Origin of the sequence: Nocardioides sp. WS12 (assembly GCF_014108865.1) — a bacterium.
In the GTDB taxonomy this organism is placed as follows: Bacteria; Actinomycetota; Actinomycetes; order Propionibacteriales; family Nocardioidaceae; genus Nocardioides.
In genome coordinates this window covers 4,128,649-4,141,168 of the sequence record NZ_CP053928.1, presented here as the reverse complement: position 1 = coordinate 4,141,168, position 12,520 = coordinate 4,128,649, and the positions used below count along the sequence as shown (strand labels likewise).

Below are 12,520 nucleotides of genomic sequence, written 5' to 3'. Positions count from 1 at the left end.
GTCAGGCGTTGATGCGGTCCAGCGCCTGCACCAGGTCGTCCCAGAGGTCCTCGACGTCCTCGATGCCGACGGACAGTCGCACCAGTCCTTCGGGGATGGTCGTCGCCTCGAGCTTCCAGCGACGGCGCCGCTCGAACGTGGACTCCACGCCACCCAGGGACGTGGCGTGGACCCACAAGGACGTCGCACGGACCAGGAAGTCGGCTGCATCGGCACCGCCCACGATGACCGGGGCGATGATCGCGCCGAAGCCGGGGTAGCGGACCTCTTCGACCAGCGGGTGCTCGGCGAGGCGCCGGGCGAGCTCGACGGCATTGGCCTGGGCGCGCTCCAGACGCACGTGCAGGGTGCGCAGGCCCCGGAGTGCCAACCAGGCCTCGAACGGCCCGGGAACGGCCCCCATGAGGTCGCGGCGGCCCTTCAGGGCGGCGTACACGTCCTCATCGGCCGTGACGACGGCGCCCATCAGGACGTCGCTGTGGCCGGCGATGTACTTCGTCGCCGAGTGCACCACGATGTCGGCGCCGAGGGAGAGCGGCTGCTGGAGCAGGGGAGTGGCGAAGGTGTTGTCGACGATCACCCGGATCCCGAGTTCGTGCGCCGCGGTCGCCAAGGTCGCGATGTCGGCGATCTCGAGCGCGGGGTTGGTGGGCGACTCGAGCCAGAGCATCGCGCAGTCCTCGTCCGCCTCCATGGCGGCGATCACGGCAGCCGTGTCGGTGATGTCGAGGAGGGTGGCGTGCAGGCGGCCGCGTGACTCGAAGTCGGCCAACGCCGCGATGGTTCCGCTGTAGGAGTGGCGCGGTGCGATGACGCCGCCGTCCTGTCCGACCAGGTCCAGCAGTGTGGTGGCCGCAGCCATGCCCGACGCGAAGGCCAGGGCGCGGCCGCCCTCGAGTGCGCCGAGCGCTTCCTCGAATGCGGACCACGTCGGGTTGCCGTACCGGCCGTACTCCAGGTCGCCCGTCGCGACGTACGTCGACGTCATCGTGATCGGGACATTCAGCGGCTGGTCGGGGTCGTGGGGCGGACGGCCCGCGGTCACCGCGATGGTCGCCGGGTGGAGCCGTGACGTGGGAAACGACATACCTCAAAGGTAGGGTCAGCCGCGATGAATGCTCCCACCGGCCGCCGTATCCGCGTCGCCATCGTCTTCGGCGGTCGCTCCACCGAGCACGCCATCTCGTGCGTGACCGCTGGCAGCGTGCTGCAGGCGATCGACCGGGAGAAGTACGACGTCGTCCCCATCGGCATCGCGACCGACGGCCGCTGGGTACTGGAGGCCGACGACCCCGACCGGCACCGGATCACCGGTCCGGGACAGCTGCCGGCGGTCGACGGCGAGCGCGCCACGGTCAGTCTCACTCGTACCTCCGCGGGCACGGGTCTGGTGGTCAGCGAGCCCTCCGCACCGCCGCAGGCGTTCGGCGAGGTCGACGTCGTGTTCCCGTTGCTGCACGGTCCCTGGGGCGAGGACGGCACCATCCAGGGACTCTTCGAGATGTCCGACGTGCGCTACGTCGGCTCCGGGGTGTTGGCCTCGGCCCTGTGCATGGACAAGGCCTTCATGAAGGTCGCCCTCCAGGCCGCGGGTCTGCCCGTCATGCCGGGCACCACGATCACCGCACGCGAGTGGGCAGACCAGCAGATGGTCGTGCACCTGCGTTGCCAGGAGCTCGGCTACCCCCTCTTCGTCAAGCCGGCGCGCGGCGGCTCCAGCATCGGCATCGCCAAGGCGCACGGTCCTGACGACCTCGCCGCCGCGATCGAAGGTGCGCTCGCGCACGACCCGAAGGTGCTGGTCGAGGTGTCGGCCGAGGGAGCCCGCGAGATCGAGTGCGGTGTGCTCGAGGACCTCGACGGCAGCGTCGAGGTCAGTGTTCCCGCCGAGATCCGGATCACCGGCGACCACGAGTTCTACGACTTCGAAGCGAAGTACCTCCCCGAGGAGGCGACCGAGCTCGACGTCCCGGCGATCCTCGACGAGGACACCCGGCTGCGCATGCAGACGCTGGCGGCCGACGCCTTCCGTGCGGCCGGCTGCGAAGGCCTCGCGCGAGTCGACTTCTTCCTGATGCCCGACGGTTCGCTCGTCATCAACGAGCTCAACACGATGCCCGGCTTCACGCCCTTGTCGATGTTCCCGCAGATGTGGGCCGCGACAGGTCTGCCGTACAGCGATCTGATCGACCGCTTGCTGACCCTGGCCCTGCAGCGTCCCACCGGACTCCGCTGACCTACGCGCAGTCGTCGACCAGGGTGAAGTGCGCCTTGATCAACGGCGCGAGCACCGCCATGGCAGCCGGTCCCGCGTTGGGCCGGTACGTCGCCGGGATGCTGATCTCCACGCGCGGCTCGTAGCCGGCGGCGGTCAGCGTCAGGTCGAGCCCCTGGTCGTCGTACTGCTCATCGGGGATGAAGTAGCCGACCCCGTTGGCGGTCTCGCAGGAGGCGGTCAGGTCGAAGCCGTCGGGCGTGGGTACGCCGCAGCGCACCACGATGGCGGGATCGCCGTACGCGGCAGCCGGTGCATCCGCCGGCTCGATGTCGACGCGCATCTGTTCGGCCAGGGACTCCGGCAGTTCGGCCGCGAAGGCCTCGCACGCCTCGCGGTCGGCACCCGACAGGTCGGGTACGTCGACCTCGACCGGACCGCCGCATGCCGCCAGGACGACTCCGGCGGCAACCAGAACGGTCGCCAGCCGGCGTCGACGCAGATGCACTCGTCAGATGTGGACGACGGGGCAGGTCAGCGTGCGGGTGATCCCGTCGAGGTTCTGCACCTTGGAGACGACCAGCTTGCCGAGCTCGTCGACGTTGCGGGCCTCGGCGCGCACGATCACGTCGTAGGGCCCGGTGACGTCCTCGGCGAGGGTGACGCCCTTGATGTTGCCGACCTCGCGGGCGACATCCGCCGCCTTGCCAACGTCGGTCTGAATAAGGATGTAGGCCTGAACCACCATGGGTCATAGCTCCCGTCGACGAGATGATGAACGCTTCAACCTACATCGCGCAGGCGCCGCAGCAGAACCGGCGAGCACTCGGGCCGATCGGTCTGGTGGGATGGACCCATGACATCGGGGATCGACCGCGACGCGACGCTTTCCGACCTCGGCGAATTCGGGCTGATCAACAAGATCACCGCGATCGTCTCCAGCACCGCTCCGGGCGAGGACGTCCTGGTCGGTCCGGGCGATGACGCGGCCGTGCTGCGGGTCCGCAAGGGCCACGTCGTGGTGTCCACGGATGTGATGGTCGAAGGCCGTCACTTCCGCCGCGACTGGGCCGAGGCGGCCGATGTCGGCCACCGCGCCGCGGCCCAGAACCTCTCCGACATCAACGCCATGGGCGGACGCGCGCAGTGGCTGACGGTTGGCCTGGCCGCACCCGCCGACCTCCCCGCCTCGTGGGCCCTGGACTTCACCCGCGGCTTCGCCGAGGAGTGCGCCCTCGTCGGTGCCGGCCTCGTCGGTGGCGACGTGAGCCGCTCCGACCAGGTCGTCATCTCCGTCACCGCGATCGGCGCCTGCACCATCTCGCCCGTACTGCGCTCCGGTGCGTTGCCCGGCGACGTGGTCGCGATCTGTGGCCGCCAGGGCTGGGCCGCAGGCGGCCTGGCCGTGCTCGGCCGGGGCTTCCGGTCACCCCGCGTGCTGGTCGAGTCGTATCGGCGCCCCGCGCCGCCGTACGACGCAGGGCCGAAGGCCGCAGACGCCGGCGCGACCTCGATGATCGACATCTCCGACGGCCTGCTGTCCGAGGCGGCACACCTGGCCAGTGCTTCGGGTGTCAGCCTCGACATCGTGACCTCCTCGTTCGAGATCCCCGAGCCGCTCATCGCTGTCGGGGCCGCACTCGGCGCGGACCCGCTCCAGTTCATCCTGGGCGGGGGAGACGACCACGCGCTGCTCGCGACCTTCCCGGCCGGCGTCGCCCTCCCGGACGGCTGGACGCGGATCGGGTCGGTCAGTGCGCTGCCCGCCGGTGGGCAGTCCACGGTCACGGTCGACGGGGCGTCGTACGACGGCCCGACCGGCTGGTCCCACTTCTGATCTTCTCGCTACGGGTTCATACCTTGATGAACCGGCAGGGCGAGTGAAACGACGAAGGCCGCCACCGGTGAGGGTGACGGCCTTCGACGAAAACTGTGGATCAAGGTCAGCGGGAGACCTTGCCGGCCTTGAGGCAGCCCGTGCACACGTTGAGGCGCTTGGGGGTGCCGTTGACCGTCGCGCGGACGCGCTGGATGTTCGGGTCGAAGCGGCGCTTCGTGATCTTTCGCGACCACGGCCGGTTGTTACCGAACGAAGGCTTCTTGGCGCAGATGTCGCACACGGCGGCCATGGTGAACTCCTGAGGATTGCGGATCAAAGTCTGGTGTCGACCGGGCGCGCAACGCACTCCAGACAACCGGAAGAGAATAGCCGACGGGAGGCCGTGGGCAGAAATCGTCAGGTGGTCCGCGCCAGCCACTAGTGTGACCCCCGATGGACGAGGGGACGGGGCAGGAGACGGCCGGCAAGCCCGGAAAGAGCATCTCGCTCGACACCGTGGTGCGCTTCATCGACATCGCGGTCGACGCCCTGGCACAGGCCCGCGAGGAGATCGACGCCCTCAACGTCTTCCCGGTGCCGGACGGTGACACCGGTACGAACATGTACCTCACCGTCGTCGCCGCGCGCGACGCGCTCAAGGCCGCGATCGCCGACACCTCCGACGACCCGCCCCATCCGCTCGTGGCCTTCGCCCGCGGCGCACTGCTCGGTGCCCGGGGCAACTCCGGGGTGATCCTGAGCGAGATGCTCGGAGCGGTCGCCCGCCGGATCAGCGCTGCCGCGCCCGATGAACGCAATGCCATGGTGCTGGCCGATGCGCTGGCCCAGGCCTGCACGGCAAGCTATGCCGCCGTGGGGGAGCCGGTCGAGGGCACGATGCTCACCGTCCTCCGCGCCGCGTCCGAGGAGGCCGTGCAGTGCGCGGCCGACCCGGCGGCACGCAGCAGCGACGTGCTCGCGGCGGCCGCGGCGGCTGCGCGCGAGGCGCTCGGCCACACGCCCGAACAGCTCGAGGCCCTGGCCATGGCGGGCGTCGTCGACGCCGGCGGCCGCGGTCTGTCGGTCATCCTCGACGCCGCCGTGACCGTGCTGACGGGCCACCGGCCGATTCCGGTCACCGTGCCCCTCGGCAGCCATGTGATCCCGGTGCCGCTCCGGCCCGCCGCGGACCACGACCTCAGCGAGGACGGTCCGTCCTACGAGGTGATGTACCTCCTCGACGCGCCCGACCCGGCGGCCGGTGACCTGCGCGGGCGCCTCGGCGAGCTCGGTGACTCGGTGGTGGTGGTCGGGGGAGACGGCCTGTGGAACGTGCACGTCCACACCGACGACGTCGGGGCCGCGATCGAGGTCGCTCTCGAGATCGGACGACCGCACCGGATCCGGGTCACCCACTTCGCCGAGCAGATCGCTGCCCAGAACGCCCAGCCGGGCGAGCCCAGCATCCCCCTGGCCGGCCGCTGCATCGTGGCCGTCGCCGCCGGTCCCGGACTCGGCGAGCTCTTCGCCGAAGCAGGAGCCGTCGTGGTGCTCGGCAGCCCGACGCGTCGCCCGTCGACCGGTGAGTTGCTGGCCGCGATCACCGGCAGCGGGGCCAGGGAGGTCGTCGTACTCCCGAACGACGAGCCGACCGTCCGGGCCGCGCTCGCCGCCGCCAGTACGGCGGAAGCCGACCACCGGGCCCAGGGCCTGCGGGTCTCGGTCATCCCCACCCACGCGCAGGTCCAGGGCCTCGCGGCCGTCGCCGTCCATGAGCCCGGCCGGGCCTTCGACCAGGACGTCACCGAGATGACGGCCACCGCCCGCCACGTGCGCCACGGCGCCGTCACGATCGCGGCCAAGCAGGCCATCACCACGGGAGGTCCGTGCGAGCCGGGCGACGCCCTCGGCGTGGTCGCCGGCGACTTCGCGGTCGTCGGGCAGGAACTGGGCGCCGTGGCGATCCAGGTCCTCGAACGCCTCCTGGCTGCCGGCGGCGAACTGGTGACGATCGTGAGCGGCGAAGACAGCGACGGCCTCGCCGAGCGCACCGCCGCGTGGGTCGAGGAGGTCCACCCCGGTGTCGACGTCATGGTGTACGACGGTGGTCAGGAGCGATACCCGCTCCTGATGTCCGTCGAATGAGCTGAGGCGTAGGTGGCGATTACCTTCGATTCGTCCCTGACGACCGTGCTCGGCGCCGCGACGCCAGCCAAGCGCAAGAAGTTCAGCGACGGTCTCGGGCTGCACACCGTCGGCGACCTGTTGCGGCATTTCCCGCGGCGCTACCTCGAGACCGGCTCACTGACGAAGATCGACGACCTCCGGGTCGGCCAGATGCTCTGCGTGGTCGGCGAGATCACCGACTGCCGCACCGTCACCTACAACGACCGACGGACCGGCCGCCCGGCCGCTCGTGTCGAAGCAGTGCTGCGCACCGGCGGGCCGAGCCTGAAGATGACCTTCTTCGCCCGCAACGCCGGCACCGCGGCCTGGCACGCCAAGCGGGTCGCCGTCGGCAACCGCGGCGTCTTCCTCGGCAAGGCCGACCAGTTCCGGGACCAGTGGCAACTGGTCAACCCGCAGATGACGATCTTCGGCCAGGGCGACGGTGCTGAGGGCGACGAGGGCGAGCTCTCCGAGGACGTCCTCGACCTCGGCGCCTACTACCCGATCTACCCCCTCACCAAGGGCCTGGAGTCCTGGGACGTCGCCCGCGCCGTGAAGTTCGCACGGTCGGTCGTCGACAGTCCCACCGAGGTCATCCCCGAGCCCATCCGGGAGAAGTACGACGTCGTCGGTGTCGAGCGCGCCTACGACTGGGTGCACCAGCCGGAGGACGAGGACCAGGTCGAGCAGGCGCACCACCGGTTCCGGTTCGAGGAAGCGCTGATCACCCAACTGGTGCTCGGCCGGAGGCGCCGGGCGACGCGGTCCCTGGGTGCGACGGCCCGCGACGGCGGCGACGGGGCCCTGCTCGCGGACTTCGACGGGCGGCTGCCCTTCACGCTCACCGCCGGCCAGGTCGAGGTGGGTGCGCAGATCGAGGCCGATCTGGCCGCACCCCACCCGATGAACCGGTTGCTCCAGGGTGAAGTCGGATCGGGAAAGACGCTCGTCGCCCTGCGCGCGATGCTGCGGGTGGTCGACTCCGGCGGCCAGGCGGCCCTGCTCGCACCGACCGAGGTGCTCGCCCAACAGCACTACCGCTCGATCGTCACGATGCTGGGCGATCTCGCCATGGGCGGCACCATCTTCGGCTCCGGCGCCGGCACCCACGTGGAACTGCTCACCGGCTCGATGAACAAGACCCAGCGCACCGCGCCGCTCTCGCGCATCGCCAGCGGCGAGGCAGGGATCGTCATCGGCACCCACGCCCTGCTCCAGGACAACGTCTTCTTCGCCGACCTCGGCCTGGTCGTGGTCGACGAGCAGCACCGCTTCGGTGTCGAGCAGCGCGCGGCGCTCACCGACAAGGCGATCAACCCGCCGCACCTGCTGGTGATGACGGCAACCCCGATCCCGCGCACCGTCGCGATGACCGTGTTCGGCGACCTCGAGTCCTCCACGCTGACCGAACTGCCCGCCGGACGCGCACCGATCCAGACCAATGTCGTGCCCCTGGTCCAGCAGCCTGCGTGGATCGACCGGGTCTGGGCCCGGGTGCGCGAAGAGGTCGAGAAGGGCCATCAGGTCTACGTCGTGTGCCCGCGGATCTCCGGCGACGAGGCGGAGGCCGGTCAGGTCGACGCGGTGAACGTCGTGATCGACGAGGACGGCGAGGCCGTGGAGGTCGCCCCTCCGCCTGCCGCGGCAGCGGTCGAGGAAGTCATCGAACAGCTGGGCCACGGCCCACTGGCCGGGCTGCGGATCGGCCGTCTCCACGGCCGCCTCGCCAGCGACGAGAAGGACGCGACCATGCGCGCCTTCGCCGCCGGCGACCTCGACGTGCTGGTGTCGACCACGGTGATCGAGGTCGGCGTCGACGTCGCCAACGCCACCGCCATGGTCATCCTCGACGCGGACCGGTTCGGTGTCTCCCAGCTCCACCAGCTGCGCGGTCGGGTCGGTCGTGGCGGATTCCCCGGCCTGTGTCTGCTGGTCAGCCACACCGAGGTCGGCACGCCCGCACGCGAACGCCTCGACGTGGTCGCCTCCACCACCGACGGGTTCCTGCTCAGCCGGTTCGACCTCGAACAACGCCGCGAGGGCGACGTGCTCGGCGCCTCGCAGGCCGGACGTCGCTCCAGCCTCGAGAACCTCCGGGTGCTCCGCGACGAGGACACCATCGTGGCCGCACGTGAGGCCGCGGAAGGGCTGCTGGACCAGGACGCCGATCTCGCGCACGCAGCGGAACTGGCGGACGCCGTACTCGATCTGGAGCGGTCGCAGCAGGCCGGCTTCGTGGACAAGTCGTGAGGACACGCCCATGACACGCATCATCTCGGGAGTGGCCGGCGGGCGCCGCCTCCAGACGCCCAAGGGCGACCAGACGCGGCCGACCAGCGACCGGGTCCGCGAGGCACTGTTCTCCAGTTTCGAGGCCTGGGCCGGCTCGCTGCAGGGCCTGCGCGTCCTGGACCTGTACGCCGGATCGGGGGCCATCGGGCTCGAAGCCTGGTCCCGTGGCGCCGCAGCGGTGACGCTCGTCGAGTCCGACAGGAGCACCGCCGAGTTGATTCGCGGCAACGCCCGCAGCATCGGCTGCGAGGTGGCCGATGTGCTGGCGCGCAGTGTCACGGCTGTCCTCGCCGAGCCGCCTCGGGCGCCGTTCGACCTGGTCTTCTCCGACCCGCCGTACCCGCTCGACGACGCGACGGTGGCCGAGGACCTGGCCCTGCTCGCCGTGCAGGGGTGGCTTGCCGATGACGCGCTCGTGGTGGTGGAGCGTTCGCGGCGCAGCCCGCAGCCCTCGTGGCCCTCTGGCGTCGTACCGCTGTCGGGCAAACGGGGGCAGAAAAGGTACGGCGAGACGACCGTGTGGTTCGCCGAGCACCCGGGTACCACTAGCCTCGCCCCATGACCCGTGCGGTGTGTCCCGGTTCCTTCGACCCCGTGACCAACGGGCACGTCGACATCTTCCGGCGCGCGTCGGCGCTGTTCGACGAGCTGATCGTCGCCACCGGCACCAACATCTCGAAGTCGCGGCTCTTCGAGCCCGACGAGCGGCTCGAGATGCTGCGTGAGGCGTGTGCCGACCTCCCCAACGTGACCGTGATGGGCTTCACCGGCCTGATCGTCGACTTCTGCCGCGAGATGGACGCCCAGGCAATCGTCAAGGGCCTGCGCGGCGGCAACGACTACGAGTACGAACTGCCGATGGCGCAGATGAACGCCCACCAGACCGGGGTTGAGACGGTGTTCATCCCGACCACCGCGTCGCTGGGCTACGTCTCCTCCAGCCTCGTCAAGGAGGTCGCGGCACTCGGCGGCAACGTCTCCGAACTGGTGCCGCCGGCCGTCCACAAACGGCTCGTCGAGCGCCTCGCAGAACGGACGGGTCAGGAGTGAGCATCGACCGCGTTTTGCCCGGTCAGAGCGCTGACCCTAAGATTGATCCGATCTGTTGTGCCCGGACCTGGAAGTGATTCACCTGAACGACCTGGACCCGAGAGCGCCGCTCGTGCTCGATACACGCGAGCTCGGCCGCCGTCCGGGGTCCCAGCGTGAGGTGTTGCTGACAGTGCCGGCTCCGGCAGATCTGGGCATCGAAGTCCTTGCCGTACCCGAAGGCGCGCCGGTTGAACTCGACTTGCGCATGGAAGCGGTCATGGAAGGTGTGCTCATCACCGGTACGGCGCAAGCCGGGCTGGAGGGTGAGTGTGCGCGGTGCCTGGAACCGATCCGCGAAGACCTCGTGGTGAATTTCCAGGAACTGTTCGTCTACGACGACATCCGGGATTCCGCTGACGCGGAAGAGGACGACGAGGTCAGCATGCTGCGGGACGACCTGGTCGACCTGGAGCCGCTGCTGCGGGACGCGGTGGTGCTTGCACTGCCGTTCCAGCCGCTGTGTGAGGACGACTGTCCGGGGTTGTGTGTCGAATGTGGCGCACGGCTGGCGGATGACCCGGACCACACGCACGAGGCGGCGATCGACCCGCGTTGGACGGCGCTGACAGCGCTGACCGAAGAAGCCCACGAAGACCACAAGGACTAGCGCTCACCCGAGCGTCGACGTTCCCCGATTTCAAGGAGAAGACATGGCTGTTCCGAAGCGGAAGATGTCGCGCAGCAACACGCGGCACCGTCGTTCTGCGTGGAAGGCCGTCGCCCCGGTGCTGGTCACCTGTGCCAACCCGGCGTGCGGTGCCAAGCACCTCCCGCACCGTGCGTGCGGCACCTGCGGCCAGTACGGCGCGCGCGCCGCCCGTCGCCAGGTCCTCTGAGGCCTGCAGCATCACCGACTACGTCGAGCTGCGTCGAGCGCTCGGGGATCCCACGCTGGACCCCGAGCTGCTCGACCGCGCCCTGACGCACCGCTCCTACGCCTACGAAAACGGTGGTCTTCCGACCAACGAAAGGCTGGAGTTCCTCGGTGACTCGGTGCTCGGCGTCGTCGTCACCGAAACGCTCTACGTGATCCACCCGGACCTCTCCGAGGGCCGGCTCGCCAAGCTCCGTGCTGCGGTCGTCAACGCCCGCGCGCTGGCCGGTGTGGCCCGCGACATGGGTCTCGGCAAGCACATCAAGCTCGGTCGCGGCGAGGAAGCCACCGGCGGTCGCGACAAGGCCTCGATCCTGTCCGACACCGTCGAGGCCGTGATCGGCGCGATCCACCTCAGCGGAGGCGGCATCACCACCTCCTCGGAGGTCGTCCACCGGCTCTTCGACCCGCTCATCGAGGCTGCCTCGGCCCTCGGTGCGGGCCTGGACTGGAAGACCTCGCTGCAGGAACTCGCGGCCGAGCAGTCGCTGGGCGTGCCCGAGTACGTCATCGAGGACGACGGCCCGGACCACCTGAAGACCTTCACGGCGCAGGTCCGCGTCGGCGAACGGCTCTACGGCAACGGCACCGGCCGCTCCAAGAAGGAAGCCGAGCAGGGCGCCGCCGAGACGGCATACGGCGAGATCGCTGCCGACCTGGGCCTCGACGCCCACGGTCGTCCGATCGCTGCCGGCAGCTGATCCACCGCCGGTTCCACCGTGCCTGAACTTCCCGAGGTCGAGGTTGTCCGCGCCGGGCTCGAGCGCCACGTGGTCGGCGCAACGATCACCGCGATCGACGTCCTGCACGACCGTCCCGTACGACGCCACCCGTCCGGCGCTGCGGGCTTCACCGCCGCGCTGACCGGCCGCCGGATCGACGGCGCTCGCCGTCGCGGCAAGTACCTCTGGCTTCCTCTGGACAACGGCGACGCCATCTTGGGCCACCTCGGAATGAGCGGCCAGATGCTCGTGCAGCCCGTCGACGCCCCGGTCGAACGGCACCTGCGGGTCCGTTTCCGGCTGGACGGCGCGGCCGAGGGACGTGAGCTTCGCTTCGTCGACCAGCGCATGTTCGGTGGCCTGTCCGTGTCGCTCGGCGGTGCTGAACTGCCGCCCGAGATCGCCCACATCGCCCGGGACCCCATGGACCCGGAGTTCGACGACGAGCAGTTCATCGCCCGCCTCCGCAAGCGCACCTCCGGCGTGAAGCGCCTGCTGCTCGACCAGGGCCTCATCTCCGGCGTCGGCAACATCTACGCCGACGAGGCGCTCTGGCGCGCCGGCCTGCACGGCGAACGGCCGGGGGACCGGCTCACCCGCAAACAGGCGGTCGACCTGCTCCGCCACGCCCGCGAGGTCATGGGCGCTGCGCTCGCCCAGGGTGGGACGTCCTTCGATGCGCTGTACGTCAACGTCAACGGCGAATCGGGTTACTTCGACCGCTCGCTGCACGCCTACGGGCGCGAGGACGAGCCCTGTGACCGATGCGGCACGGCGATCCGGCGGGTCGCGTTCATGAACCGGTCGTCGTACTTCTGCCCACGATGCCAGCCCACTCCTCGTCGTAGGCTCTGAGATTGACCCGCGCACGCTGAAGTGGGACTCTTGTAGACGGCCCCCACCCCTCGGGCCGACCCTCGAACCGGAAGGCTCAACTTCATGGCCAAGGCGCTGATCGGACACCTGAACAGCGACCTCCGCGACCCCCGCCTCGCGCTTGAGAATTCTCGCCTGCGCAACCGGGTCGCCGAGTTGGAGTCCCTCGTCCTCCGTCTGTCTGAGGAGAACGACAAGTTGGTGTCGGCGCGGGCTGCCGAGATCCTGACCGGCGACATGCAGCCGGCGTGACTTGTAGCTGACTCCTGACGGCAGGTTTCCTGCCATTCAGGTGCACCACCCCGGACCACCCTCGCTCCAGCGACGGTGGTCCGTTTCATTTGTCGACATCCGACGACACCCGGATGCACGAATCCGACGGGGTCGCGGGGTAGCCTGAGTCCGCCGAGCTTCCCCCGCGACGGTCCGTTCCTGCACGAGGTGACAGGATCGACCGCCTG

The 12,520-nt window shown here is 69.8% G+C and carries 15 protein-coding genes; 11 read left to right on the top strand and 4 right to left on the bottom strand.

Annotated elements, in window-relative coordinates:
- Nucleotide 1: 1 nt before the first annotated feature.
- Complete coding sequence (locus HRC28_RS20035; RefSeq protein ID WP_182377157.1) at nucleotides 2-1,087, bottom strand: PLP-dependent aspartate aminotransferase family protein; 1,086 nt, start codon at nucleotides 1,085-1,087, stop codon at nucleotides 2-4.
- Between the two features lie 24 nt (nucleotides 1,088-1,111).
- Here HRC28_RS20035 and HRC28_RS20030 point away from each other — a divergent pair, with 24 nt between their 5' ends.
- The gene (locus HRC28_RS20030; protein ID WP_182377156.1) at nucleotides 1,112-2,236 is read left to right on the top strand and encodes a D-alanine--D-alanine ligase family protein; all 1,125 of its coding nucleotides are present in this window, start codon (nucleotides 1,112-1,114) and stop codon (nucleotides 2,234-2,236) included.
- 1 nt (nucleotide 2,237) lies between these two features.
- On the opposite strand, the gene HRC28_RS20025 is transcribed toward HRC28_RS20030, so the two are convergent.
- Together HRC28_RS20025 and HRC28_RS20020 are read right to left on the bottom strand one after the other, a co-directional pair.
- Nucleotides 2,238-2,723 (bottom strand): DUF3515 domain-containing protein, encoded by a 486-nt coding sequence (locus HRC28_RS20025; protein ID WP_182377155.1) that lies wholly within the window; start codon nucleotides 2,721-2,723, stop codon nucleotides 2,238-2,240.
- A gap of 3 nt (nucleotides 2,724-2,726) precedes the next feature.
- Nucleotides 2,727-2,960, bottom strand: coding sequence for an Lrp/AsnC ligand binding domain-containing protein (locus HRC28_RS20020; protein WP_200954689.1), 234 nt, complete (start codon nucleotides 2,958-2,960; stop codon nucleotides 2,727-2,729).
- A gap of 123 nt (nucleotides 2,961-3,083) precedes the next feature.
- On the opposite strand from HRC28_RS20020, the gene HRC28_RS20015 reads away from it, so the two are divergent.
- Entirely contained in the window at nucleotides 3,084-4,052 is a 969-nt protein-coding gene (locus HRC28_RS20015) for a thiamine-phosphate kinase (protein ID WP_237111875.1), read from the top strand.
- 106 nt (nucleotides 4,053-4,158) lie between these two features.
- Here the strand turns inward: HRC28_RS20015 and rpmB are convergent, their stop codons facing one another.
- Nucleotides 4,159-4,344 carry a 50S ribosomal protein L28 gene (rpmB, locus tag HRC28_RS20010; protein WP_056714197.1) on the bottom strand — a complete coding sequence of 62 codons (186 nt, stop codon included), beginning with the start codon at nucleotides 4,342-4,344 and terminating at the stop codon, nucleotides 4,159-4,161.
- Between the two features lie 143 nt (nucleotides 4,345-4,487).
- On the opposite strand from rpmB, the gene HRC28_RS20005 reads away from it, so the two are divergent.
- The 9 genes from HRC28_RS20005 (at nucleotide 4,488) to HRC28_RS19965 (ending at nucleotide 12,311) form a co-directional block, all read left to right on the top strand.
- Nucleotides 4,488-6,179: a DAK2 domain-containing protein gene (locus HRC28_RS20005; RefSeq protein ID WP_182377153.1), complete on the top strand. Its 1,692-nt coding sequence runs from the start codon at nucleotides 4,488-4,490 to the stop codon at nucleotides 6,177-6,179.
- A gap of 12 nt (nucleotides 6,180-6,191) precedes the next feature.
- Nucleotides 6,192-8,453, top strand: a complete 2,262-nt coding sequence (locus HRC28_RS20000; RefSeq protein WP_182377152.1) for an ATP-dependent DNA helicase RecG — start codon at nucleotides 6,192-6,194, stop codon at nucleotides 8,451-8,453.
- Between the two features lie 10 nt (nucleotides 8,454-8,463).
- Entirely contained in the window at nucleotides 8,464-9,057 is a 594-nt protein-coding gene (gene rsmD / locus HRC28_RS19995) for a 16S rRNA (guanine(966)-N(2))-methyltransferase RsmD (protein WP_182377151.1), read from the top strand.
- The gene (coaD, locus tag HRC28_RS19990; RefSeq protein ID WP_182377150.1) at nucleotides 9,054-9,545 is read left to right on the top strand and encodes a pantetheine-phosphate adenylyltransferase; all 492 of its coding nucleotides are present in this window, start codon (nucleotides 9,054-9,056) and stop codon (nucleotides 9,543-9,545) included. The genes rsmD and coaD overlap by 4 nt, the downstream gene beginning before the upstream one ends.
- Nucleotides 9,546-9,627: 82 nt before the next feature.
- Entirely contained in the window at nucleotides 9,628-10,194 is a 567-nt protein-coding gene (locus HRC28_RS19985) for a YceD family protein (protein ID WP_182380797.1), read from the top strand.
- Nucleotides 10,195-10,237: 43 nt separating this feature from the next.
- Nucleotides 10,238-10,423, top strand: coding sequence for a 50S ribosomal protein L32 (gene rpmF / locus HRC28_RS19980; protein ID WP_182377149.1), 186 nt, complete (start codon nucleotides 10,238-10,240; stop codon nucleotides 10,421-10,423).
- Nucleotides 10,424-10,433: 10 nt separating this feature from the next.
- On the top strand, nucleotides 10,434-11,162 hold the full coding sequence (gene rnc, locus HRC28_RS19975; RefSeq protein WP_182380795.1) for a ribonuclease III: 729 nt from the start codon (nucleotides 10,434-10,436) through the stop codon (nucleotides 11,160-11,162).
- 18 nt (nucleotides 11,163-11,180) lie between these two features.
- Nucleotides 11,181-12,038 carry a bifunctional DNA-formamidopyrimidine glycosylase/DNA-(apurinic or apyrimidinic site) lyase gene (mutM, locus tag HRC28_RS19970; RefSeq protein ID WP_182377148.1) on the top strand — a complete coding sequence of 286 codons (858 nt, stop codon included), beginning with the start codon at nucleotides 11,181-11,183 and terminating at the stop codon, nucleotides 12,036-12,038.
- Nucleotides 12,039-12,122: 84 nt separating this feature from the next.
- Nucleotides 12,123-12,311, top strand: coding sequence for a hypothetical protein (locus tag HRC28_RS19965; RefSeq protein WP_182377147.1), 189 nt, complete (start codon nucleotides 12,123-12,125; stop codon nucleotides 12,309-12,311).
- Nucleotides 12,312-12,520 lie beyond the last annotated feature (209 nt).

Excerpts from the sequence above, each read along its gene's own strand:
- rpmF (WP_182377149.1), top strand. The coding sequence starts at position 10,238 with ATGGCTGTTCCGAAGCGGAAGATGTCGCGCAGCAACACGCGGCACCGT.
- rpmB (WP_056714197.1), bottom strand. The coding sequence starts at position 4,344 with ATGGCCGCCGTGTGCGACATCTGCGCCAAGAAGCCTTCGTTCGGTAAC.
- HRC28_RS19965 (WP_182377147.1), top strand. The coding sequence starts at position 12,123 with ATGGCCAAGGCGCTGATCGGACACCTGAACAGCGACCTCCGCGACCCC.
- HRC28_RS20035 (WP_182377157.1), bottom strand. The coding sequence starts at position 1,087 with ATGTCGTTTCCCACGTCACGGCTCCACCCGGCGACCATCGCGGTGACC.
- HRC28_RS20030 (WP_182377156.1), top strand. The coding sequence starts at position 1,112 with ATGAATGCTCCCACCGGCCGCCGTATCCGCGTCGCCATCGTCTTCGGC.
- rsmD (WP_182377151.1), top strand. The coding sequence starts at position 8,464 with ATGACACGCATCATCTCGGGAGTGGCCGGCGGGCGCCGCCTCCAGACG.
- coaD (WP_182377150.1), top strand. The coding sequence starts at position 9,054 with ATGACCCGTGCGGTGTGTCCCGGTTCCTTCGACCCCGTGACCAACGGG.
- HRC28_RS20005 (WP_182377153.1), top strand. The coding sequence starts at position 4,488 with ATGGACGAGGGGACGGGGCAGGAGACGGCCGGCAAGCCCGGAAAGAGC.